We start from the raw sequence: 23,134 nt of genomic DNA, 5'->3' as shown, positions 1-23,134 counted from the left end.
TGGTCGCCTCGTTGCACATACCTTACCCCTCCAGCACGGCGCCCCTGGGCCACTCACATGGCATTCTCAGGGCAATCTGCGCCGCTCTGCTACGCCGATGGGCATCCCTCCATCAGCGCGTATCGCAGCGTTTCAGAGCGACTCGTCGGGCCTTGTCATATTCGTGTTGGGTCATCGCGCCGGAATCCAGCGCTTCCTGCAAGTCGGTCATCTGCTTGCCGCATGACTCGTTGTTGTTCTGCACCACGCGCGGGCCACCGCCGCAGCCCGCGAGGAGCATGCAGCAACCCAATGTCAAAGCAGGTAGTAGTCCGTTCATGGCAGCCACGCACAAGGCTTGCGAGTGAACACGTACCCGAAGCGTGCGCCGGTGAGCATGAACCTCACCGATGTCACGTGTATGCAGCCGCCAGCCATACAGCGACGGTTTCGCTAGATCACGATCACGTCATGCATCCGTGTCGCGCGGAATCACACTACTCGAACGCGCCGACAAACGAATCCGGCGCATAGTTCTCAAACTTGGTGTAGTGACCAAGGAAGGTGAGCTTCACTGTATCGGTCGGGCCGTTACGCTGCTTGCCGATAATGATTTCGGCCAGACCCTTATCGGGCGATTCCTTGTTGTAGTACTCGTCGCGGTAGATGAACATGATCACGTCCGCGTCCTGCTCGATAGCGCCGGATTCGCGAAGGTCGGACATCATCGGTCGCTTGTCGGCGCGCTGTTCCAACGAGCGATTCAACTGCGACAGCGCGATCACCGGGCAATTGAGTTCTTTCGCCAGGCCTTTCAGCGAGCGCGAAATCTCGGAGATTTCCGTTGCACGGTTTTCCTTCATGCCCGGCACCTGCATCAGCTGCAGGTAGTCGATCACGATCAAGCCGAGGCCGCCGTGCTCGCGATGCAGTCGACGGGAACGTGAGCGCATCTCCACGGGAGAGAGGCTGGGCGTATCGTCGATGAAGATCTTGGCTTCGGACAGCAACGCGATAGCGTTGGTGACGCGCGGCCAGTCTTCCTCGGCGAGGTCACCATTGCGCAGGTGCTGCGCATGGATGCGGCCCACTGAGGAAATCATACGGAAGGCCAGCTGCGAGGCCGACATTTCCATCGAGAAGATGGCCACGGCCTTCTTGCCTCGCATGGCCACTGCTTCAGCCATGTTCACCGAGAACGCGGTCTTACCCATCGACGGGCGCGCCGCGACGATGATCAAGTCGGAAGGCTGCAGACCCGAGGTGAGCTCGTCCAGATCCGAAAAGCCGGTGGAAACGCCCGTTAGCTGGCCCTTGTTTTCGAAGCGTTCGGACAGAATGCGGAAGGCGTCCTTGACGGCCTCGCGCATCGACACGGTATCTTTCTTGCCACGTGCACCCGACTCGGCAATCTTGAACACCGCCTGCTCAGCGCGTTCAAGCACTTCCTGCACGGTTTTGCCTTCGGGCTGATAACCGTCTTCGGTAATGCCGGTGCCCGCGTCGATGAGCATGCGCAGCACCGACTTCTCACGGACGATTTCGGCGTACGCCGCAATATTCGCCGCGCTGGGCGTCGTATTCGCCAGCTCGATCAGGTAGGCAGCACCACCCACCATTTCCGCCAGGCCGTTGGCCTCGAACCAGTCACCCAAGGTCACCGCGTCGCACGGCATGCCCTTGGCGGCAAGCTCGGTGATGGCGCGCCAGATCAGCCGATGGTCCTTGCGATAGAAGTCCTGCTCGCTCAGGCGATCGGCCACCTTGTCCAGCGAGTCGGGAGACAGCATGAGGCCGCCCAGCACCGCCTGCTCGGCATCGATTGAATTTGGCGGCACGCGCAGCGCATCGAACGAAGGCGCGGGCTTGCGCTCGGAACGCCCACCGCGTCCCCGACGCTCGGAGCGCTCGGAACGGTCGGAAGGATCGGAAACGAAGGACATCGCGATTCCTCGCAGCAGGCCGGTGCTTGCCGGCGGCGTGACGTTGGGTACAGAGCATACGCGGCGCCATCTCAGGCGACGAGACAATAACTCTGTGGATAAGCTGTGGTTCGTTGTGGATAAATCCGGTACGAACCTGCAAAAGCAAACGGGCGCCGGAAGGCGCCCGTCTGGGTATCGCGAGCGATCGGGCGGCTTACTTCTCGCCGACCACGATCACCTTGATCTGGGTCTGCACGTCGGCGTGCAGCGCGATCACGGCTTCGAACTCGCCGGTGTGGCGGATCGGGCCTTCGCCCTGGATCACTTCGTTCTTGTGCACTTCGAGACCAGCGGCTTCGAGGGCCTCGGCGATTTCGCGCGGGCCGACCGAGCCGTACAGCTTGCCTTCCGGGCTGGCGTTGACGGTGATGGTCACCGAAGCGCCTTCCAGCTTGGCCTTGCGGCCTTCAGCACCGGACAGCTGCGAAGCAGCCTTGGCTTCGTACTCAGCGCGGCGCTTCTCGAAAGCTTCGAGGTTGGCGGCGTTGACCGGCACGGCCTTGCCCTGCGGCAGGAGGTAGTTACGGCCGTAACCCGGCTTCACATTGACCTTGTCGCCAAGGTTGCCGAGGTTGCGGACTTTCTCAAGAAGAATCAGTTGCATGATGGTTCCTTTTCGTTAGCACCGGATGGGCCCGGCGCAGCCGTGGACGGTTGTCCGAAGAGTTCGACGGCGCGCCAGGTGTTGCCACCCGGCGCGCCCCACGATCAGACGTCGTGGTTGTCGGTGTACGGCAGCAGAGCCAGGAAGCGAGCGCGCTTGATGGCGGTCGCCAGCTGACGCTGGTAGCGAGCCTTGGTGCCGGTGATGCGCGACGGAACGATCTTGCCGTTCTCGGTGACGTACTGGCGCAGCGTGTTGAGATCCTTGTAGTCGATCTCCTTCACCTTTTCAGCGGTGAAGCGGCAGAACTTGCGGCGGCGGAAGAACTTGGACATGGCTTAGGCTCCTGATCAGTCGTCGCTGTCGCGATCGTTGTCGCGGTCGTCGCGGTCACGGCGGTTGCCGCGCTCTTCACCGTCGCTGTCGTCATCGCGGCGACGCGAGGACTTGGCGTCATCCTTTTCCTTGGACTTCAGGATGAAGGACTGCTCAATGTCAGCCTCGTCGCGACGAATCACCAGGTGACGCAGCACGGCGTCGTTGAAGCGGAAGCCCGACTCCAGCTCGTTCAGCGCGTTCTGGCTGACTTCGATGTTGAGCATGACGTAGTGAGCCTTGGCCAGGTTCACAATCGGGTAGGCCAGCTGGCGGCGGCCCCAGTCTTCCAGGCGGTGGATCTTGCCGCCGTCGGTTTCGATCAGCGCCTTGTAGCGCTCGATCATCGCCGGGACCTGCTCGCTCTGGTCAGGGTGGACCAGAAACACAACTTCGTAATGTCGCAGGGACATCTTGGGGTAACTCCTTGTGGATGCGGCCGTTATGGCCTCGCAGCCTCCCGCCCTATGCGGTGAGGCAAGGTTCCATCCAAGCCTGTTGGGCGTGGACAGAAGCGGAAGTGTAAGGGAATTCAGCGGTTTGGGGCAAGCAGATGACAGCCAGCCCTACCGTCAGGCGTCTCAGCCTACGGTGAAACTCTCGCCACAGCCGCACTCGCCGGTGGCGTTGGGGTTGTGGAACACGAAGCTGGCGTTGAGGCCCTGGCGCTGGAAATCGATCACGGTGCCATCGATCAGGGGCAGACTCTTGCCGTCGACGATCAGCGGCACGCCGTCCACATTCAGCATCTCGTCACCCTCGCCTACCGACTGTGCGAGATCGACCACATAGCCGAAACCCGAGCAACCGGTCTTCTTGACGCCAAAGCGCACCCCTGCGGCGCCGGGCGTACCGGCAAGGAAAGAGCGCATGCGTTCGCTGGCAGCGGGAGTGATGGTGATGGTCATGGACGGTACTGGACGACGTGGATGCTTCGATGGTCGGAAAAGGGGCGCGAAGGGTCGCTACCTGAATGAAACGTACATTATCATGCTAGGGATGCCCGAATCGCATTAGCAAAGGTGTCACCGTTTCTGTTTGCCCGCAGATGCGTGCTGCGCCAGCGCCGGCAGGCTGGTTGCCTGTCAAGCTGGCGCGGCGCGGAGCTGCGGGCAAACAGAAGCGGCCCTTCGGGTGTCGCCCAGAACGCACACAGGCCGTGACGCACGGCTTGACCAGGCGGCCAGCCTGCACGGCGCCGCGCCTCACACCCTGTGTGCGTTCTGGGCGACATGCCACCTTTGCTAAAGCGATTCGGGCATCCCTATTCTACTTACGCGTCCGATATGCGGCGCCCAGCAGGAGTTTCAATCCATGACGGTGGTAAGCGTCAAGCAGGCCCTTTCCGGTGATATCGAAGCCGGCAGTGTCGTCACGGTGCGCGGTTGGGTGCGCACGATCCGCGACTCGAAGGGCGGTCTGTCCTTCGTCAATGTCACCGATGGTTCCTGCTTCGACCCGATCCAGGCCGTGGTCACCGACAAAGTGGCCAATGTCGAGAACGAGGTGAAGCACCTCACCACCGGTGCCGGCCTGATCGTTACCGGTACGCTGGTGCCTTCGCAGGGCAAGGGTCAGCGCTTCGAGATCCAGGCTGAGAAGGTCGAGGTCACCGGCTTTGTCGATGATCCGCTGACGTACCCGATCCAGCCCAAGCCGCACACCATGGAGTTCCTGCGCGAAGTCGCCCATCTGCGCCCGCGCACCAATCTGTTCGGCGCGGTGACGCGCGTGCGCCACACCATGATGATGGCGATCCACCGCTGGCTCACCGAGCAGGGTTTCTTCTGGATCAACACGCCGATCATCACCACGTCGGATGCCGAAGGCGCGGGCGACATGTTCCGCCTGTCCACACTGGACCTGGCCAACCTGCCGCGCACGCCGGATGGCAAGATCGATTTCCGCAAGGATTTCTTCGGCCGCGAGGCCTTCCTGACGGTGTCCGGCCAGCTCAACGTCGAGGCCTACTGCCTGGCGATGAGCAAGGTGTACACCTTCGGCCCGACCTTCCGCGCCGAGAACTCCAACACCGCGCGCCACCTCGCCGAGTTCTGGATGGTGGAGCCGGAGATCGCGTTCGCCGACCTCAACGACAACGCCGACTGCGCCGAGGGCTTCCTCAAGGCCATCTTCAAGGCCGTGCTGGAAGAGCGCGCGGACGATATGGCGTTCTTCGCCGAGCGCGTGCAGCCGGATGCGATCAGCCGTCTGGAAGCCTTTATTGCCGAACCGTTCGCCCGCATCGACTACACCGACGCCATCGAGATCCTCAAGAAGTCGGGACAGAAGTTCGAGTACCCGGTGGCCTGGGGTATCGACTTGCAGACTGAGCACGAGCGCTACCTCGCCGAGAAGCACGTCGGCCGTCCGGTGGTGGTGATGAACTACCCCGAGCAGATCAAGGCCTTCTACATGCGCCTGAACGACGACGGCAAAACCGTCGCCGCCATGGACGTGCTGGCGCCGGGCATTGGCGAAATCATCGGTGGCGCGCAGCGCGAAGAGCGCCTGGATTATCTGGACCGTCGCATGGTCCAGTTCGGCCTCGATCCCGCCACCTATGGCTGGTACCGCGACCTGCGCCGTTACGGCACCGTGCCGCACGCTGGCTTTGGCCTGGGCTTCGAACGCCTGCTGGTCTATGTGTGCGGCCTCGCCAACATTCGCGATGCCATCCCCTATCCGCGTGCCGCCGGCACGGCTGAATTCTGATCGACGGTTCACTAAATGCGTTATCGCCTGATCGTTGCTACTGCACTTTTCATTTCCGCCGCCTTGACGGCTGGCTGCCACAGCGCAAAAGCGCTGGTGCCACCCAACCTGCGGGCACCGGAAGACAATCGCAGCAGCCTCGATCAGGCCAAGCAGGCGCTGCAGCAGGCCACGCCGTGCTGCAGCACCTTTGCTGACCTCTCGTTCCAGAACACCCTGCCGTGGAAACCCAAGAAGTTCGAACTGGGTCCCGGCAGCATGGTGGCCAGCATCAATGGCGATCGCAGCTACTTCCTGAGCTTCAGCCTGCCGCGCGAGGCGACGTTTCCCTATCGCATCGCTTTCAAGTCGGCGCTGAGCGGGCGATGGCTGCGCGCCAGTTATCTGTTTGCTCCCACGGTGGTGATCCTGGACGATGCGTTCCAGCCCATCACCTCACAAGACGTTAGCCTGTGCGAGCACATGGGCTGGACTGACGAAAGCACCGGCGCATTCGGCAGCGTCGAAATCACCGACAAGCGCGCGCGCTATCTCGTGCTGTACAGCTCGGCCAAGCAGCAGTCCGGCAGCACCTACTGGGAGCAGTCGCCCGCGGCATTCTCGGCCGAGGCCCCGGTGAAGATGGCTACCACCGGTACATTCAAGGTGCCTCACGGCCCGGACGGCACCGTGTGGCTCGGCATGATGGACAAGACCTATCAGTCCGCCGTCGACAACGCGATCTGCGCCAAGCCGGCGCAAGGCGATGGCGTGCTCAACACGCTGCGCGATGCGATCCCGCTGCCCACCATCGGCGAAAGCAGCAAGTCGGGCACGACCACTTCACCAGCTGGCAACGCCACCAACAATGGTGCTACACCGTCAGCCAACGGCGCCGCCAAGGAATGAACGCGCTTTCATCTGTGAGAAGCAAAGACAGGCACGCATGATTCAGCTCTATCTATCGCTATTGATGGCCGGCGTCGCCTGCTTCCTGCTGCATTTCGGCGCGCAGTACCGCATTGCCTCGCTACTGCAGCGCAAGCACCCGCAACAATGGCAGATCATTGCCGAAGCGGACGGTCGCCCGACCAACCTGGTACGCACCTGGATGCGCCTGCAGCTGGCGCTGCGTTCACCCGTGCTGCCTGCGCTGGAAGACAACGCCATCACCCGCTGGCGCCTGGCCTGGCGCTACAGTCTTTGGGCCGCGTGGCTTTGCTGGTTTGCCGCCTTGGGTATCCAGTTCAGCGCGCGCTGATTCCACTTCAAGGAGCTCGACATGCAGCTGGATTTGAGCGGACGTCACGCCCTGGTTTGTGGTGCCTCGCAAGGCATCGGACGCGCCAGCGCCACGGAGCTGGCCGCGCTGGGCGCCAGCGTTACCCTGCTATCCCGCTCGGCCGATGCACTCAAGGCCGTTGCCGACACCCTGCCCCGCAACCACGGTCAGCAACACCGGTGGTTCGCGGTCGACATGTCGCAGACCGAGCTGTTGCGGGAAGCCTTGGTCGACATCGTCGCCGATCATCCGCTCGAGATCCTGGTCAACAACACCGGCGGCCCGCCGGGCGGCCCTGCGCATACGGCAACTGCGGATGCCTTCGAGGCGGCGTTCCGCCAGCACCTGCTGGCAGGCCAGACGCTGGTGCAGGCGTTGCTGCCTGGCATGCGCGCCAGCGGCTACGGCCGCATCGTCAATGTCATATCCACCTCGGTAAAAGAACCCATCGCCGGCCTGGGCGTTTCAAACACGGTGCGCGCCGCGGTGGCCAGCTGGGCCAAGACGCTTGCCGGCGAGGTGGCCGCTGACGGCATCACGGTCAACAACGTGCTGCCTGGTTATACCCGCACCGCACGACTGGACGGTCTACTCACCGCACAAGCCCGTAGCAGTGGCCGCAGCGAGGAAGAGATTGCACAAGGCATGCTGGCCACCGTGCCGGCGCGGCGCTTCGGCGAGGCGGCTGAAGTGGCATCGGTCGTGGCGTTCCTGTGTACGCCGGCGGCCGCCTATGTGAATGGCGTCAGCATCGCGGTGGATGGCGGGCGCACGCGCTCGCTCAGCTAAGTCCGCGGCCTACTGTAGGAGCGCACTTGTGCGCGACCGCGGCGTATCGGGCCTACATTGAGCACGTTTATCGCGACCACCGACCGGCCTCGCGATCGCCAAGGTGCCGGTCGCGCACAAGTGCGCTCCTACATGAAGGGACCGGTGTCGTCACATGATGCATACGCTTGCGTCCGGTGCAATTGAGGCTCGCAGGGCTTAAGCTTGCACCGATGCCAAACCTGCGCCTCGCCAACCTGATCGACGGCCGCCTTCAGGCGCCACGCAACGATCGCTGGCTGGATGTGTTCGAACCGGCTACCGGCCAGGTCTTCGCACACTGCCCCGACTCCTCCGCTGATGACGTTGCCGATGCCGTGGCAGCCGCCCAGCGCGCGGCTTCCGCCTGGGCGTCCACACCCACTGAGCGTCGCGCCCAACTGCTGCACAAGCTGGGCGACTTGATCGAAGCGCGAATGGAAGAGTTCGTCGCGCTCGAATCGCGCGACAGTGGCAAGCCGTTGGCTCTGGCGCGCAACCTTGATATTCCTCGCGCCATCTCCAACCTGCGTTTCTTTGCGGCCGCCATCATGGGCTGGAGCAGCGAATCGCATGCGATGGAAACCGGCGCGATCAACTACACGCTGCGCCAGCCACTCGGCGTCGTCGGTTGTATCAGTCCGTGGAATCTGCCGCTGTACCTGTTCACCTGGAAGATCGCGCCCGCGCTGGCTGCCGGCAATACGGTGGTGGCCAAACCGTCGGAGATCACACCATGCAGCGCCGCCCTGCTCGGTGAGCTAAGCGTCGAGGCGGGATTTCCGCCTGGCGTGCTGAACATCGTGCAGGGTCGCGGCCCCACGGTGGGCCAGGCCATCGTCGAACACAAGGCGGTGAAAGCGGTGTCGTTCACCGGCAGCACCCGCACCGGCGCGCACATCGCTGCCGTGGCTGCGCTGCAGTTCAAAAAGGTGTCGCTGGAGTTGGGTGGCAAGAACCCCGCCGTGGTGTTCGAAGACGCTGATCTGAGCGATGCCCATCTCGACACCATCGTGCGCTCAGGCTTCGCCAACCAGGGTGAGATCTGCCTGTGCGGCTCACGCCTGCTGGTGCAGCGATCCATCTATGACGCTTTCCGTGCGCGCTATCTGGCACGCGTCAACGCCTTGCGCGTGGGTGACCCGAACGAGAACGGCAGCGACCTCGGTGCGCTGGTCTCACAAGAACACTTCGACAAAGTCATGGGTTGCATCGAGCAAGCGCGCGACGAAGGTGGGCGCGTGCTTTGTGGTGGTGAAGCGATCACCGTCGACGGGCGATGCGCCGAAGGCTGGTTCGTTGCGCCCACTGTGATCGAGGGATTGGGTAGCGACGCGCTCACCAACCAGCACGAAATTTTCGGGCCCGTAGTGACGCTGATTCCCTTCGAGGACGAAGCCGACGCACTGGCCATCGCCAACGGGACAGGCTACGGCCTGGCAGCTTCGGTATGGACGCGCGACCTGGGTCGCGCCCATCGCTTCGGCGCCCAATTGGATTTCGGCATTGTGTGGACCAACTGCTGGCTGCTGCGCGACCTGCGCACGCCCTTTGGCGGCACCAAGCAATCCGGGCTCGGCCGCGAAGGTGGCGCTGAGGCGCTGCGCTTCTTCACCGAGCCCAAGAACATCTGCATTCGTTATTGATGGGAAGGTCGTCGTGAAAAGCCCTCTTCAGAACCTGCTCGACAGCAATCGTGTGTGGTCCGACTCCGTTCGCGCTCAGGACCCGCGGTTCTTTGAACGCCTGGCGCAACAGCAAGCGCCCAAATACCTGTGGATCGGCTGCTCCGACTCACGGGTGCCCGCCACGCAGATCGTGGATCTGCCGCCCGGCGACATCTTCGTGCAGCGCAACGTCGCCAACGTGGTGTCGCACACCGACCTCAACTGCCTCAGCACCATCCAGTTCGCGGTCGATGTGCTCAAGGTCGAACACATCCTTGTGGTCGGACACTACGGTTGCGGCGGTGTGCAGGCAGTGCTCGATGACCGTCGCCTCGGTCTGGTGGACAACTGGCTGCGCCACGTCGGTGACGTCGCGCAGAAGCACTCGACCCTGCTCACCTCCATCGACCTGATGAACCTGCGCAACGCGCGCCTGTGCGAGCTCAACGCGATGGAACAGGTGGTCAATGTCTGCCACACCACCATGGTGATGGACGCCTGGGAACGCGGCCAGAAGCTGTCCGTGCATGCGTGGTGCTACAGCCTGTTCGATGGCCACGTGAATGACCTCGGCATGCATGTGAGTTCGCGCGAGGAGCTCAAGCCCGCCTACGAGTACGCTCTGCAGCGCCTGGGCACCATCCCCGAGTTCAATCGATGAGCGATGTCATCCGCACCGAGCAGGCACCGGCGCCGGTAGGTGCGTACCCGCATGCGCGGCGCGTGGGCAACCTGCTGTTTCTATCAGGAGTTGGCCCGCGTACTCCGGGGAGCAACACCATTCCCGGCAACGTGTACGACGGCAGCGGCGCGTTGACCGCCTATGACATCGAAGCGCAGTGCCGTCAGGTATTCGCCAATGTACGCGCCGTGCTCGAAGCCAGCGGCGCGCACTGGGAAGATCTTGTCGACGTCACCGTGTTCCTCACCGACATGGCGCGTGACTTCCCTGCCTACAACAAGCTCTACGCCGAGTACTTCAAGGGCGTGGACGCCTGCCGCACGACTCTGGGCATCACCGCCCTGCCCACGCCCATTGCGATCGAACTGAAGTGCGTCGCTCACTTCAAGGAGTGAGTGGGGAGGAGTGAGAAGTGGGAAGTGGGAAGTGGGAGAAAAGCGAAAGCGAGCTCCCTCTCACTTCTCACTCCTCTTCACTCACTTCTCCACAAAAAAGCCCCGGCGAGTGATCGCCGGGGCCTTTTGTTGTGAGCAACGCCTTAGTGGCTGGCTTCGGTCTGCGGCAGCGTGGACTTGGCCGTGCGCTTGGCGGACTTGCTGCCCTTCTGCTTCGGCTGGCCGGTGCTGCTCGACTTGTTCTTCTTGTGGTGATGCGAAGAAGAGCTGGCCGGCTGGGCGGCAGCCGCCGACGGAGTCGCGGGCGCCGCCTGCGGGGCAGCATTCTGGGCCAGCACGGAACCGGAGAGAGCCACACCCGCCACAAGCAGGGAAGCGATCGCGAACTTACGCATGGTGATAGACCTCGAAATCATAGGTCGCGGACCCTGCCGGGAACCCGGCGACACGAGCGGCGCGACGGCAACAACATGGCATGTTTCCATGCGCGCCGGAACTGGAATTTTCATGCTTGCATGCAAGATTCCGGCGACGCAGATCTTGACATTGCAACTCCCTAACAACGCTCGAAGCTTTTTGCGATCAGGCCACGCACAACTGCAGCAGGCGGTTGATCGTTCCCTGCAGCTGCGTCGCCTTCGCGTCGTCGTAGGCAAAGCTGTCTTCGTCCATGTAGTTCAGCTGCGCCAGCTCCAGCTGCACCGCTTGCACACCTGATTCCGGCTGCCCGTAGTGACGGGTGATATAGCCGCCCTTGAAGCGCCCATTGATCACAAAGCTGTATCGCGACTGGCCTTCCAGCTCCGCCTGCAGCGCCATCTGCAACGCCGGTGTGCAACTGTCGCCATCAGCCGTGCCGACATTGATATCGGGCAGCTGGCCTTCGAACAGCATCGGCACGTGACTGCGGATGGAGTGACCTTCCCACAGCACTACGTGACCATGCGCCGCTCGCACACGTTCAAGTTCTTGCGACAACGCCTCGTGATACGGCCGCCAGAACTCATTCACTCGGCGTTGAATTTCCTCCACCGAAGGCTCATGGCCATCCAGGTAAAGTGGCTCGCCATCGAAACCGATGGTGGAGACGAGGCCGGTTTCGCGACGTCCCGGATACAAAGCCTGACCATCCGCTGGGCGATTGAGGTCGACCACATAACGCGACGCCACCGGCCGGATCACGCTCGCACCCAGTGCCTTGGCCAAAGGCTCGTACAAGCGGGCCACATGCCAGTCGGTATCGACCGAACGCCGCGCATTCGGCTGCATGCGCGCAGCGATGTCATCAGGGATGTGGCTGCCGTCATGCGGCAGGCTGATCAGCAGCGGCGCAGTGCCGCGATGGAGTGTAAAGGGCGAAGTCATGCGCTGAGTTTAGAGCAGGAGTGAGTAAAGAGGAGTGAGAAGCGAGAGAGAGCTGGCGCCCCGCTTTTCTCTCACTTCTCACTCCTCTTCACTCACTTCTAGCTTTTGCCTCCTCGCATCAGCCGATCAGCACCAGCTCCTCGGCCGAGGTGGGATGAATGGCGACGGTGGCTTCGAGGTCGCGCTTGCGCAAGCCCATCGTCATCGCAACCGCAAAGCCCTGCAGCATCTCGTCCGCCCCGGGGCCCAGCACATGCATGCCGACCACGCGCTCGTCGTCGCCGACACAGAGCACTTTCATCAGGGTCTTCGATGTCTTGCCCGCCACCGCGTACTGCAGCGGCTTGAAGCGGCTGCGATAGATGCGCAGCTGATCACCGTGGATTTCGCGAGCCTGGGCTTCAGTAAGCCCCACCGTCGCCAGTGGTGGTTCGGCAAAGACTACGCTGGGGATGTTGCTGTAATCGAGTCGACTATCCGGTTGCCCACCAAACAACCGGTCCGCCAGTCGACGACCAGCAGCGACCGCCACGGGCGTCAGTTCGACGCGCCCGGTGACATCACCCACGGCACAGATGCCAGGTACGTTGCTGTTCTGCGAGCCGTCGGAGATCACGTGTCCTTCGCCGTCTACCGCGACACCGGCGGCATCCAGATCCAGACGATCGCTATTGGGTACGCGGCCAATGGCCCACAGCACCGCATCGTAAGGGCCATACGCCCCTTGTACGGCATCGTCGATCATGACGGCGTCGCCTTCGCGTCGCAGCCCGCTCACCTGTAGTCCATGACGCACTTCAATGCCCTGCTCCTGCATGTGCATTTCCAGCTCATTCACCAGCTCGGCATCGAAGCCGGTAAGCAGGTGACTGCGTACATGCAGGGTCACATCGCTACCCAGCGCGTTCAACAGCCCCGCGAACTCCACCGCAATGTAGCTGCCGCCGATCACCGCGATGCGGCGAGGCAAGCTTCGCAAAGCAAAGATGTCGTCGGACACCATCCCCAGCTCGAAGCCGGGTACGTCGATGCGGCGCGGACGTCCGCCTGTGGCGATGACGATCTGGGTAGCGCGCAGCTCGTCGCCACAGGAAGTGGCGATGGTATCTGCGGAGACAAACCGACCCGTTTCGGCAAACACCTGGATGCCTGCATCGGACAAGCGTGTGTCGTAGCGCTGGCGGATGCCGTCAATATAGTTTTGGCGTAGCTGGCGAAAGTGCTCCCAGTCCAGCGATCCGGGCGTGGAAGCAAACCCGTAATCGAGCGCCAGGCTCTGCTGCTGTGCCAGCTGCGCTGCAAACCACAGCGCTTTCTTGGGCACGCAACCTACGTTCACGCAGGTGCCACCCATGGCTCCAGGTTCAAGCAGCGCGACACGCGCACCGTGGCGCGCCGCGCGAAACGCCGTGGCCAATCCACCGGAACCACCGCCCAGCACGATCAGATCGAAGCTTTCAGCCATGCACATCTCCTATCTCTGCCCGCCACATTAAGTAAATGGCTGAGCAGGCCGCATAAAGATCACGCGCCAAAGCGCGCTGGTGCGTAAGGTGCTGGATCGATAGCCGGCGTGGTGTCACTCAACAGGGATGCCACCAGTTCGCCCGTCGCCGCCGACATGCTGACTCCCAGCATGCCGTGTGCTGTGGCCAAGGTCAGGTTGGACCAGCGCGTACTCGGACCGATGATCGGCACCTCATCCACGCTCATCGGCCGCCAGCCCCACCACTCCTCCAATAACTGCGGCCCTTCAGCTACATGTAAGCCTTCGGCCGCGCCACGACGCAGCGCGTCGAGACGGGTGCGATTGAGTCCTTCGGCATAACCGGAAAACTCCATGGTGCTGCCCAGGCGGAACCCGCTTTCCCAAGTCGTCACGCACACCGCCGCCTCGCGCAGTACCAGCGCATGTCGCGGCACCAGCGACGGGCGCGTATAGGTCAGCGAGTAACCCTTGCCTGGCTGCATGGGCAAACGAATATCCAACAACGACGCGGTCAGCGGTGACCAGGCGCCCAGCGCCATCACTACACGATCGGCATGGAACACACCACGCGTGGTGCGCACATGATCAATGCGTCCATGCTGTGTGCCGAACTGCTCGATGCGCGCACCCGTTTCGATGACACCACCCAGTTCGGTGACACGACGAGCCAACTCGGCGACGTAACGATCTGGCCGAAGGCGTGCATCGCCCGGGTGAAACAGCCCGCCCGCCACGCCCGGCTTCAATGCCGGCTCGCGCGCTTCCACCTCCTCGCCACGCAGTCGCTCCACCACCACGCCAAGGCTGTCGAGAACCTGCGCGTGATGGACTTCATCGGCTTTCAGGGCCTGCTCGGTGCGATAGACATACAGCTCGCCCTCCTGCCCAAACTCGCAGTCGAACTGTTCGTCATGCACCAGCGTCGCCAGTAGTGCCCGCGACCGTTGCAGGATGGCCGAACGAGCCTGTGCCGCGCGCTCAAAGTCTCGCCAATTGCAATGCCGCGCAAAGCCGAGCAGCCAGCGCAGACGCGGGCCATCGAAGCGGGGGTTGAGGTAAAGCGGGGCGTCGGCGCGAAGTATCGAGCGCAAGGCCACGCCCAGCGTGCCCGGCATGGTCAGGGGGGCGGCATGGCTGGGGGTGATCGTTCCACAATTCCCGTGCGAACTGCCGCAACCCGGGGTACCCTGCTCCAAAATTCGCACGGTAACCCCGGACTTCAGCAGATAGTACGCACAGGCCAGGCCGACAACGCCGCCGCCGAGAATCAACACATCGCTGCGTGAAGCATCCATCCGGTTATTGTAGCGTCGCAATTGCCCGACCCTAACCCCGTGGGATCTGAGCGATGGATACGTCAGAAGTGAAGTCCGGCAACAGGATGATGCTCGTATGGCGTTACGCGACCCTGGTCGCGGCAGCCATCGCTTTCGCGCCGCCGCTGCTCGCGGGGGATCAACAGCAAAAGCAGCAAGCTACACAACAACCGCCGCAGGAAGCACCGGCCACCGCATCGTCCGGCACCAAAGTATCGCGAGATCTGTTCTCCGAAACTGCGCACATCAAGAACGACCTGGCGCGCTACTGGTACCTGCGTGATGTTATGACGCAGCTGACCAAGGAAGATCGCCTGATCGACCAGCAGCTCATGTCGACCGTCGAAGACGAACTCGGCCTTTACGACGAGGCCATCAACGATTTTCCATTTGATAACCGCGTACAAACGCCTATTACGTTGCCCAATCCCGCCGACTGGCAGATGGCCAACGCCGCGGACGAAATCGCCAAGCTCGCGACCGATCGGCGGATTGTGATGATCAACGAGGCGCACCACGATGCTCACACGCGCGAATTGACACTGGCGCTACTGCCCAAGCTGCGCGCGGAGGGCTTCACCTACTTTGCCGCCGAAGCGCTGGGCAACACCGACAAGGAGTTAATGAAGCGCGGCTACGCCATCAACACCACCGGCAGCGAATACCTGCACGAACCGCTCTATGGTCAGATCATTCGCGAGGCCTTACGGCTCGGCTTCAAGGTCGTGGGTTATGAATCAGACGCCGACGCACTGGCGGACCGTGAAGCAGGCCAGGCCAACCTGCTTTATCGCCAGGTGTTTGCCAACGACCCGAAGGCACGTCTGTTCGTGCATGCCGGCTATGCCCATATCGACAAAGCGCCAGGCAACCTTGGCGGCACCATCAAGCCGATGGCCATGCAGCTCAAACTGCTGACGGGGTTCGATCCGTTGTCCATCGACCAGACCCGCTGGCGCGACATCGGCCCCATGCCCAAGACGGATCTCTACAACCAGCTCTCCGCCCTCTTTCCCGTGCAGGGCCCGTCAGTGCTGATCAGTCGCCAGACCGGCAGCGTGTGGGCCTCCGATCCGGTTCGACACGATGTCGATGTCATCCTGCCGCCCTCCGGCCACCAGCGGCGCCCCCATTGGCTGAGCCTGGGCGGCGCCCGAGAGACTCGCGTGATCTCCAGCGAAATGTGCCAGCGGCAGCTGCCCTGCGTAGTCGAGGCGCGCTTTGCCAACGAAAGCGACGACGCCATACCGGCCGACCGCTACGTGTTCCTCACCGACAACAGCATCAACACGCTGTATCTGTGGCCCGGCGACTACAAGATCACCGCCTGGGACCGAGATGGGCGCAAGGTCAGCCAGCGCACCCTCACGGTGGATAAGCCAGGCTCATGAAGGCTGAGCCCTGCTCCAGTAAGCACTTAAAACTATCTTCCAAGCCATTGATTTGCTAACCTCGAGCGCGTCTCATGCCCGAGGGGATGCGTGATGTGCCTGGACCCCGCCGAACCACGCTTGCGCTTGGCTACACCCTGGCGGGTGGCACGATGCGCGTTATTGGGGGCGGCGATCCTGCTATTGGCGGCTTGCGCGAGCAACGCACGCCGGCCGGAGGCCACTTACAAAGACTCCCGCTCCTCCCTTGCCAACCTGCCGGCCCGGGGGCCATCGGGCGCCACTGGCACGGCCAACGACGTGCTGTTCCGCGCCATCGCCCTGGTGGGCACGCCCTATCGCTGGGGTGGCAATACACCTGATAGCGGCTTCGATTGCAGCGGGCTGGTCGATTACATCTATCGCAACGCCGCCGGCCTGACCCTGCCCCACAGCTCCCGCGAAATGTCCCAGCTGAGCGGCGAGCAAGTGCGCCAGATGAGTGACCTGGTGAGCGGCGACCTGGTGTTCTTTGGCGGTGGCGGCGGCATCAGCCACGTCGGCGTCTATGTGGGCAAGGGCCGCTTCGTACACGCCCCCAACAGCGGCGGCACCGTGCGCCTCGACGATATCGACGGCCCCTACTGGCGCGATCACTTCGCCTACGGCAAGCGTCTGCTCGACTAAGAGCTCCACCGTACCCCCGCTACCTGCCTCCTTCTTCTGTAGGAGCGCGCTTGCGCGCGACCGGGGCAGTCAGGGTCTCCGCCACGCTGGAGGCCCGGTCGCACAAGTGCGCTCCTACATCGGCAAGGTGACGACCGGGGTTTCACCCATCCCGGCACATGCTCCGCATCCTTCCGGGCAACGAATGGCCCCTGCCCCGTCGCCTTTAGGCGCCGCCTATGGCTTCCATCGAAAAATTGAATTGTACACAATCTAATTTTGCACTTACGATTTACCCCATGAAACGGAAGCCCACCCCCGACCACCTGCTGCTGGACCAGCAACTCTGCTTTGCGCTGTATGCCGCCTCGCGCTCTGTCACCGGCCTGTACCGGCCACTGCTGGAGCCCCTGGGGCTGACCTACCCGCAATACCTGGTGATGCTGGTGCTTTGGGAGCAGGACGGCCTCACCGTCCGCGAACTGGGCCAGCGCCTGCAGCTGGATTCGGGGACGCTGACGCCGCTGCTCAAGCGCTTGCAGGCTGCAGGTTTGGTCAGCCGGCAACGCCGCAAGGAAGACGAACGCGAAGTGGACATCCGCCTCACCGAAGCCGGTCTGGCCCTGCGCGACCAGGCTGAGGATGTACCGAAATGCATGGCGCAGTGCCTGCAGCTGTCACTCGATCAGATGCAAACGCTGCGCGATGAACTGAAGCAACTCACTCGGCAACTCTCCCCCACTGAGGACTGACCCATGAACATCAGCAAGATTCTCTACACCGCCAATGCCACCGTGACCGGCGGCCGCGAAGGTCACGCCAAGAGCGACGATGGCGTGCTGGACCTGCAGTTGGTTGTGCCCAAGGGCCTGGGTGGCCCGGGCGGCGCCGGCAGCAATCCGGAGCAACTCTTTGCCGCGGGCTATGCGGCTTGCTTTGAGGGCGCGGTGCGTTTTGTGGCTCGCCAGCAGAATGTCGCGCTGAAGAGCGCTTCGGTGACGGCACATGTGGGTATTGGTCCGCGTGAGCCGACTGGTTTTGGCATCGCGGTGAAGTTGGATGTGAGCTTGCCTGGTATCGACCGTGCGGTGGCGCAGGAGTTGGTGGATGTGGCGCATCGCGATATTTGCCCGTACTCGCATGCGACGCGTGGGAATGTGGATGTGCAGATTACGTTGGTGTGATGGCTGACGTCAGTTAGAAACGGCAGCGGCGCTCTTTGGGCGCCGCTGTTGTTTCTGAAGTACGAGTTACTTTGGCTTTTCTGTAGGAGCGCACTCGTGCGCGACCGCAGCGTAGGGGGCTTGCCCGGTGATAGGTACACGCGAAAGACAACCCATGAGGTAACGACAACGCTCTGCGGTCGCGCACGAGTGCGCTCCTACAGGGCGGCTTTTGCCCTTTGCTTTTCGCTCTTGACGTCCGGGCCCCTATGGCACGGCGGGCGGGTGGAGGAATAGCCCGCAGGGTGGCCTCTCTTTTGGTTACTTCTCTCTGGCCACTCAGGAAAAGTGACCCGGACCGCGCAAGCGGTTCGGAAGCCCGCCGCAGGCGAGCACGGTCTCCTTATCGCGACAACCAAGTACCGAGACTCTGCCCCTCCGAAGGGGCGAGGGAGCAAAAGCACGTCACGCACTGCCCCCTGCCATCTCCAGAACAAGAACCGCCCCCAAAGAAAAAAGCCGCCCCAAACGGAGCGGCTTCTCAATCATCCCCCTCAACAAAGTGAGGGCAAACGATCAATGCGCCTCAGCACCCGGCGGATGCGCATGACCGTGCGCAATCTCTTCCTCGGTACCGTCACGCACTTCATTGACCGTCACATCAAACGTCAGCGTTTTGCCTGCCATCGGATGGTTCAGATCCACGTCGACCGTGGACATACCCACCTTGTGCACCACCACAACGCGGTGGCCGCCTTCCTTCAGCGCCAGCACGGTGGTCATGCCCGGCTTCAGCTTGGCAGCCTGCTGGAAGTACTTCTTCGGCACGCGCTGGGTCATGCCATCCTGACGCTCGCCGTAGCCTTCCGTCGGAATGATTTCGGCCTGCAGCTTTTCACCGGCCTCGTGACCTTCCAGCGCCTTCTCCAGGCCGGGGATCAGCTGGCCATGGCCCAGCAGCACCCACAGCGGTTCGTTGCGATCGAGGGAGCTCTCGACCTTTTCACCGTCCACCGTCAGCGTGTAGTGGAGCGAGATGACCTTGTCCTTGCCAGCCTTCATTGCATGTCTCGTGATGGATCAAACCTAGGATTCTAGCAGCCTGTCGGGTTGCCCGCCCGTGCTGGCCCGGAGTTTGCCAAAGCGCACCCCATGGGCTTCCGGCCCCAGCCAGGCCAGCAGGGCCAGCAACAGTGCAACGCCGGCGATCCAGGTCGACATGGCGAAAGCCAGGTCGCCCCCGTGCCACTTGGCGATCCACAGCTGAGCGTTGGCGGTTACCGCCGCCAAGAGGTTGCCAGTCTGGTAGGCAAAGCCCGGCAGGGTGCCGCGCACTTCGTCGGGCGACAGCTCGTTCAGGTGGGTGGGCACCACGCCCCAGGCGCCCTGCACCATCACCTGGACCAGGAAGGCACCCAGCGCCAGCGCCCACAGCGAGCCACCGTGGGTCCACAACGGAACCACCGGGATCGCCAGCAGTGCGGCGGTGATGATGGCGCGACGGCGCCCCATGCGCTCCGACGCCGCACCGAAGAACAAGCCGCCCACCAGCGCCCCAAGATTGAGCATGGCTACCAGCATGAACGCGGCGCCCGACCCGGTGGGCAGATGCAGGCTCTCCTCTTCGAAGGTGTGGTACAGGTCCTGCGAGCCATGGCTGAACATGTTGAACGCCATCATCAGCAGCATCAGATAAATGGCCAGCTTCCAGCGTCCGCGCATGGATTCGAGCAACCCCTTCTTCACCGCTGCCTTCTGCCCTTGTTGCCACACTTCGGACTCGGGCACGGTGCGGCGGATATAGAGCACGAGAAGCGCAGGCAGTGCGCCGACCACGAACAGGCCACGCCAGCCGATGTGGTCCACCAGCAACCAGTTCACCAGTGCGCCGAGAAAGAAGCCGCAGGGATACCCACTCTGCAGCAGTCCCGACACCAGGCCTCGCGCCTTCGGCGGAATCGACTCCATGGCCAACGAGGCACCGATGCCCCACTCGCCACCCATCGCAATGCCGAAAAAGAATCGCAACACCAGCAACATGGTGAGTGAGGTGGAAAACGCCGTCGCCAGCTCGAACAACGAGAAGAGAATGACGTCGAGCATCAGGATCGGGCGCCTGCCGTAGCGGTCAGCCAGCCGTCCAAACAGCAAGGCACCCAGTGGTCGCGCGGCCAGGGTGAGGAACAAACCGAAAGTGACTTCTTCCTTACCGACGTTGAATTCCTTCGCGATGGCAAGGATCACAAACGTGAGCAGAAAGTAGTCGAATGCATCCAGTGTCCAGCCGAGAAAGCTGGCAAGCACCGTGTGGCGCTGGGTAGTGGTGAGCTCTCGCAGCGGTGCGAACAACGACATGGCAACTCCCACAGGATGATCGCGCCGCCCCCTTGCGGCACGCAGGGCGCCAAGCGAACCATCATGTTTGAGCCAGCGCAAGAGCAGATATCGCAGGATATGGCGCCGGCACCCACACGAGTGCACACTGATCTTCACGATAAGCAGTCACGGATTCGCCTGACATGTCCCCCATGGATGACTCCGCGCTATACCGCATCGCCGATTCGTACGATCACTGGTTCCAGCGCCGCTATGCCAAAGGCAAGTTGTCCACCGACCCCGCCTACGCAGCGACCGCCGAACTGATCGAAAGCCGACCCATGCCCTTGCTCGATATCGGTTGTGGCATAGGCTTGCTCGGGCAATACCTGCATGCGCGCGGCGTTATCACCGGCTATCTCGGCATCGACAATGATCCGCGCAAGATTGAGGCGGGCCAGCGAGCCATTCGCCTCGCCGGGCTGGAACAAGCGCTGCCCTTGCGTCAGGTCGACGGTCTCATCCGGCAGCCCCTACAGGGCCATGTCGCCCTGCTCGATGTACTGCACTACCTGCCCGCCACGGGTCAGCGCGCCATGCTGGAAAACGCTATGGCCCACCTGCCTCCCGGCGGCCTGCTGATGGCGCGCACCGTTTTGCGTGAGCGCAGTTGGCGCTACGCCTTCACGCGGGTGTCTGAGTTCTTTCTCAGCCTGAGCGGCTGGATGCGTGTGGGGGCACAACACTATCCCAGCCTCGATGAGTTGCGCGCACCGCTGGAGGCCGCCGGCCTCAGAGTCAGTGTCCGTTCATTGCATGGCAATACACCCTTCGATTGCTACCTGATCGTGGCGGAAAAGCGAGAAAACAGGGGAAAAAGTGAGGAATGAGAGTACCTCCGAGGAGCTTTTCTCCCACGTCTCACTCCTCTGCATTCACTCCTCCCCAGCAAAGCGCCGCCCTTTCGGCTATACTGCTCGGCGCGGTTCACTACCGCCCTCCCCTTTTAGTTATCGCAACGCGGTTCGACGAACGCTCCGAGTTGCTCTGGAGCATTTTCATGTCTTTCGAATCGCTGGGCCTCGCGCCCGCGTTGTTGCGTGCGCTTTCCGAACAGGGCTACGCAGAACCCACCCCTATTCAGGCTGCTGCCATTCCGGCTGTGCTTGAAGGCGGCGACCTCCTGGCTGCCGCCCAAACCGGCACCGGCAAAACAGCGGCGTTTTCGCTGCCGCTGCTGCAGCACCTATCCACTGGCCCTGCCACCATGACACGTCGCCCGCGCGCGCTGGTGCTCACGCCAACGCGTGAGCTGGCCGCACAGGTGCACGACAACCTGCGTGCCTACGGCAAGCATCTGCGCATCAGCAGCACCACCATTTTCGGTGGCGTGAGCATGGGACCTCAGATGCAGGCGCTGCGTCGTGGCGTTGACATCGTGATTGCCACGCCAGGCCGCCTGATCGACCACATGCAGCAGCGTTCGCTCGACCTGTCGGGCGTGGAAGTGCTGGTGCTGGACGAAGCCGACCGCATGCTCGACATGGGCTTCCTGCCGGCGCTCAAGCGCATCCTCTCCGCCCTGCCGCGCCAGCGCCAGACACTGCTGTTCTCGGCCACGTTTGCGCCGCCGATCAAGGCGCTCGCGCTGCAGTTCATGCACCAGCCGCGCGAAGTCTCGGTGACGCCGCCCAATTCGGTCGCCACCACGGTGACGCACCATGTGCATCCGGTGGACGCCGCCAACAAGCGTGATCTGTTGCTGCATGTGCTGTCGCAGGACAGCCGCCGCCAGACGCTGGTGTTCAGCCGCACCAAGCATGGCGCCGACAAGCTGGTGCGTTACCTGGAAGGCGCCGGCCTGCGTGCCGCTGCCATCCACGGCAACAAGAGCCAGAACGCGCGCACGCGTGCACTCAGCGACTTCAAGACCGGTCGCATCACGGTCCTGGTCGCCACCGACATCGCTGCCCGCGGCATCGACATCGACCAGCTGCCCATCGTCATCAACTACGACCTGCCGATGGTCGCCGAGGATTACGTGCACCGCATCGGCCGCACGGGCCGTGCCGGCGCCGACGGTATGGCCGTATCGCTGGTGAGCCACGAGGAATCGGGCCTGCTGCGCGACATCCGCAGGCTGCTCAAGCAGGACATCGCCATCAGCGATGTACCGGGTTTCGAGCCTTCGCACCCGCTGCGCCTGGATGCCGGTGCGCCGCGCCCGGCGCAGGGCCAGCGCCAGCCGCGCCCGGGACGCCCGCAGGGTTCGCACCGTCCGCATAACGGCAACCATGGGCACGGTGGCAGCGAACGCCCCGCCGAAGGCAACCGCAAGCGCCAACGCCGCCGTCGCCCTGCCGCCAGCAAGGCCTGACGGGCAGTTTTCCGGAACACGCGCGGCCGCAAGGCCGCGTTAACCGGACGCTCATCTGCGCGGCGCAAGATTAAGGGCTATCACTACGCCCCTGCGGAGACCCGGCATGCAGCGCCCAAAGTCCGTACCGCTTATCAGCGCCCTTGCCTTGCTCGCCATCGTCGCGGTGATCGCCGCCATCGCGATCCCCGCGTGGCGCAATAGCCGCATATCCGAACGCCTGGACGAAGCACTCCAAGCTGGAGAAGCCGCCAAGTTGGTGGTGATGGAGGCCGTGACCACACGTGGCGGCCTCAATCAGCTCAAGCCCGGCGACCTCACCTTCAACGCCCAGTCGGCTTTGAACCCCTACGCATCCCGGGTCGATATTTCCGAGAGCGGCCGCATCACCATCACTACCAAGGACACCGGCGCGTTGCCGGATCCCGTGTTTCTTCTCACGCCGCTGGACAACAGCGCCGGCGCGAGTGGCTCGCCACTGATCTGGAGTTGCGACCTGATAGCCGGCAATCCCCAATGGATGCCGCCGCGTTGCGCGCGCCCCGCCGCGCTGTCACCTGCTGCGCCAGCGCCGGCAGCAACCACCAAGAGCTGAGCCACAC

General features: G+C 62.9%; 26 protein-coding genes. 14 read left to right on the top strand and 12 right to left on the bottom strand.

Features of this window, described 5'->3' with window-relative positions; genetic code table 11:
- Positions 1-112: 112 nt before the first annotated feature.
- The 6 genes from AC0GUR_RS01245 to AC0GUR_RS01220 all read right to left on the bottom strand — a co-directional run bounded on the left by AC0GUR_RS01245 (position 113) and on the right by AC0GUR_RS01220 (position 3,851).
- The gene (locus AC0GUR_RS01245) at positions 113-280 is read right to left on the bottom strand and encodes a hypothetical protein (RefSeq protein WP_472875643.1); all 168 of its coding nucleotides are present in this window, start codon (positions 278-280) and stop codon (positions 113-115) included.
- 196 nt (positions 281-476) lie between these two features.
- Positions 477-1,922, bottom strand: coding sequence for a replicative DNA helicase (locus tag AC0GUR_RS01240; RefSeq protein WP_472875642.1), 1,446 nt, complete (start codon positions 1,920-1,922; stop codon positions 477-479).
- Positions 1,923-2,118: 196 nt separating this feature from the next.
- Complete coding sequence (gene rplI, locus AC0GUR_RS01235) at positions 2,119-2,568, bottom strand: 50S ribosomal protein L9 (RefSeq protein WP_472875641.1); 450 nt, start codon at positions 2,566-2,568, stop codon at positions 2,119-2,121.
- Positions 2,569-2,672: 104 nt separating this feature from the next.
- The gene (gene rpsR / locus AC0GUR_RS01230; protein ID WP_017462785.1) at positions 2,673-2,903 is read right to left on the bottom strand and encodes a 30S ribosomal protein S18; all 231 of its coding nucleotides are present in this window, start codon (positions 2,901-2,903) and stop codon (positions 2,673-2,675) included.
- A 15-nt stretch (positions 2,904-2,918) separates the two neighbouring features.
- On the bottom strand, positions 2,919-3,356 hold the full coding sequence (rpsF, locus tag AC0GUR_RS01225) for a 30S ribosomal protein S6 (RefSeq protein WP_472875640.1): 438 nt from the start codon (positions 3,354-3,356) through the stop codon (positions 2,919-2,921).
- Between the two features lie 168 nt (positions 3,357-3,524).
- The gene (locus AC0GUR_RS01220; RefSeq protein WP_472875639.1) at positions 3,525-3,851 is read right to left on the bottom strand and encodes a HesB/IscA family protein; all 327 of its coding nucleotides are present in this window, start codon (positions 3,849-3,851) and stop codon (positions 3,525-3,527) included.
- Between the two features lie 406 nt (positions 3,852-4,257).
- Here AC0GUR_RS01220 and asnS point away from each other — a divergent pair, with 406 nt between their 5' ends.
- The 7 genes from asnS (at position 4,258) to AC0GUR_RS01185 (ending at position 10,470) form a co-directional block, all read left to right on the top strand.
- Positions 4,258-5,658 (top strand): asparagine--tRNA ligase, encoded by a 1,401-nt coding sequence (gene asnS / locus AC0GUR_RS01215; RefSeq protein WP_472875638.1) that lies wholly within the window; start codon positions 4,258-4,260, stop codon positions 5,656-5,658.
- A gap of 15 nt (positions 5,659-5,673) precedes the next feature.
- A complete protein-coding gene (locus tag AC0GUR_RS01210; protein WP_472875637.1) occupies positions 5,674-6,546 on the top strand; it encodes a hypothetical protein in 873 nt (290 codons plus the stop codon).
- Positions 6,547-6,583: 37 nt separating this feature from the next.
- Entirely contained in the window at positions 6,584-6,898 is a 315-nt protein-coding gene (locus AC0GUR_RS01205; RefSeq protein ID WP_472875636.1) for a hypothetical protein, read from the top strand.
- Between the two features lie 21 nt (positions 6,899-6,919).
- Positions 6,920-7,708, top strand: coding sequence for an SDR family oxidoreductase (locus tag AC0GUR_RS01200; protein ID WP_472875635.1), 789 nt, complete (start codon positions 6,920-6,922; stop codon positions 7,706-7,708).
- 212 nt (positions 7,709-7,920) lie between these two features.
- On the top strand, positions 7,921-9,372 hold the full coding sequence (locus AC0GUR_RS01195) for an aldehyde dehydrogenase (protein ID WP_472875634.1): 1,452 nt from the start codon (positions 7,921-7,923) through the stop codon (positions 9,370-9,372).
- Between the two features lie 13 nt (positions 9,373-9,385).
- Positions 9,386-10,054, top strand: coding sequence for a carbonate dehydratase (gene can / locus AC0GUR_RS01190; RefSeq protein ID WP_472875633.1), 669 nt, complete (start codon positions 9,386-9,388; stop codon positions 10,052-10,054).
- On the top strand, positions 10,051-10,470 hold the full coding sequence (locus AC0GUR_RS01185; protein ID WP_472875632.1) for a RidA family protein: 420 nt from the start codon (positions 10,051-10,053) through the stop codon (positions 10,468-10,470). The genes can and AC0GUR_RS01185 overlap by 4 nt, the downstream gene beginning before the upstream one ends.
- A gap of 143 nt (positions 10,471-10,613) precedes the next feature.
- Here AC0GUR_RS01185 and AC0GUR_RS01180 read toward each other — a convergent pair whose 3' ends face one another.
- The 4 genes from AC0GUR_RS01180 to AC0GUR_RS01165 all read right to left on the bottom strand — a co-directional run bounded on the left by AC0GUR_RS01180 (position 10,614) and on the right by AC0GUR_RS01165 (position 14,619).
- Positions 10,614-10,865 carry a hypothetical protein gene (locus AC0GUR_RS01180; RefSeq protein WP_472875631.1) on the bottom strand — a complete coding sequence of 84 codons (252 nt, stop codon included), beginning with the start codon at positions 10,863-10,865 and terminating at the stop codon, positions 10,614-10,616.
- Between the two features lie 187 nt (positions 10,866-11,052).
- Positions 11,053-11,835: an N-formylglutamate deformylase gene (gene hutG / locus AC0GUR_RS01175; protein ID WP_472875630.1), complete on the bottom strand. Its 783-nt coding sequence runs from the start codon at positions 11,833-11,835 to the stop codon at positions 11,053-11,055.
- Positions 11,836-11,953: 118 nt separating this feature from the next.
- Positions 11,954-13,300 (bottom strand): glutathione-disulfide reductase, encoded by a 1,347-nt coding sequence (gorA, locus tag AC0GUR_RS01170; protein WP_472875629.1) that lies wholly within the window; start codon positions 13,298-13,300, stop codon positions 11,954-11,956.
- 59 nt (positions 13,301-13,359) lie between these two features.
- Positions 13,360-14,619, bottom strand: a complete 1,260-nt coding sequence (locus tag AC0GUR_RS01165) for an NAD(P)/FAD-dependent oxidoreductase (protein WP_472875628.1) — start codon at positions 14,617-14,619, stop codon at positions 13,360-13,362.
- A gap of 53 nt (positions 14,620-14,672) precedes the next feature.
- On the opposite strand from AC0GUR_RS01165, the gene AC0GUR_RS01160 reads away from it, so the two are divergent.
- The 4 genes from AC0GUR_RS01160 to AC0GUR_RS01145 all read left to right on the top strand — a co-directional run bounded on the left by AC0GUR_RS01160 (position 14,673) and on the right by AC0GUR_RS01145 (position 17,860).
- Entirely contained in the window at positions 14,673-16,031 is a 1,359-nt protein-coding gene (locus AC0GUR_RS01160) for a hypothetical protein (RefSeq protein WP_472875627.1), read from the top strand.
- A 93-nt stretch (positions 16,032-16,124) separates the two neighbouring features.
- On the top strand, positions 16,125-16,697 hold the full coding sequence (locus AC0GUR_RS01155; protein ID WP_472875626.1) for a C40 family peptidase: 573 nt from the start codon (positions 16,125-16,127) through the stop codon (positions 16,695-16,697).
- A 278-nt stretch (positions 16,698-16,975) separates the two neighbouring features.
- Positions 16,976-17,428 carry a MarR family winged helix-turn-helix transcriptional regulator gene (locus tag AC0GUR_RS01150; protein ID WP_472875625.1) on the top strand — a complete coding sequence of 151 codons (453 nt, stop codon included), beginning with the start codon at positions 16,976-16,978 and terminating at the stop codon, positions 17,426-17,428.
- A gap of 3 nt (positions 17,429-17,431) precedes the next feature.
- Positions 17,432-17,860, top strand: coding sequence for an organic hydroperoxide resistance protein (locus tag AC0GUR_RS01145; protein ID WP_472875624.1), 429 nt, complete (start codon positions 17,432-17,434; stop codon positions 17,858-17,860).
- 555 nt (positions 17,861-18,415) lie between these two features.
- On the opposite strand, the gene AC0GUR_RS01140 is transcribed toward AC0GUR_RS01145, so the two are convergent.
- Together AC0GUR_RS01140 and AC0GUR_RS01135 are read right to left on the bottom strand one after the other, a co-directional pair.
- Positions 18,416-18,901, bottom strand: coding sequence for an FKBP-type peptidyl-prolyl cis-trans isomerase (locus AC0GUR_RS01140; RefSeq protein WP_472875623.1), 486 nt, complete (start codon positions 18,899-18,901; stop codon positions 18,416-18,418).
- Between the two features lie 24 nt (positions 18,902-18,925).
- Positions 18,926-20,194: an MFS transporter gene (locus AC0GUR_RS01135; RefSeq protein ID WP_472875622.1), complete on the bottom strand. Its 1,269-nt coding sequence runs from the start codon at positions 20,192-20,194 to the stop codon at positions 18,926-18,928.
- A 164-nt stretch (positions 20,195-20,358) separates the two neighbouring features.
- On the opposite strand from AC0GUR_RS01135, the gene AC0GUR_RS01130 reads away from it, so the two are divergent.
- The 3 genes from AC0GUR_RS01130 to AC0GUR_RS01120 all read left to right on the top strand — a co-directional run bounded on the left by AC0GUR_RS01130 (position 20,359) and on the right by AC0GUR_RS01120 (position 23,127).
- Complete coding sequence (locus tag AC0GUR_RS01130; protein ID WP_472875621.1) at positions 20,359-21,045, top strand: methyltransferase domain-containing protein; 687 nt, start codon at positions 20,359-20,361, stop codon at positions 21,043-21,045.
- A gap of 170 nt (positions 21,046-21,215) precedes the next feature.
- The gene (locus tag AC0GUR_RS01125; RefSeq protein WP_472875620.1) at positions 21,216-22,532 is read left to right on the top strand and encodes a DEAD/DEAH box helicase; all 1,317 of its coding nucleotides are present in this window, start codon (positions 21,216-21,218) and stop codon (positions 22,530-22,532) included.
- 106 nt (positions 22,533-22,638) lie between these two features.
- The gene (locus tag AC0GUR_RS01120; protein WP_472875619.1) at positions 22,639-23,127 is read left to right on the top strand and encodes a hypothetical protein; all 489 of its coding nucleotides are present in this window, start codon (positions 22,639-22,641) and stop codon (positions 23,125-23,127) included.
- Positions 23,128-23,134 lie beyond the last annotated feature (7 nt).

The organism is Dyella sp. PARNA 12/25 (assembly GCF_055702865.1).
Note: the sequence above shows the minus strand (reverse complement) of the source record. Positions and strands in the feature narration are given on the sequence as shown.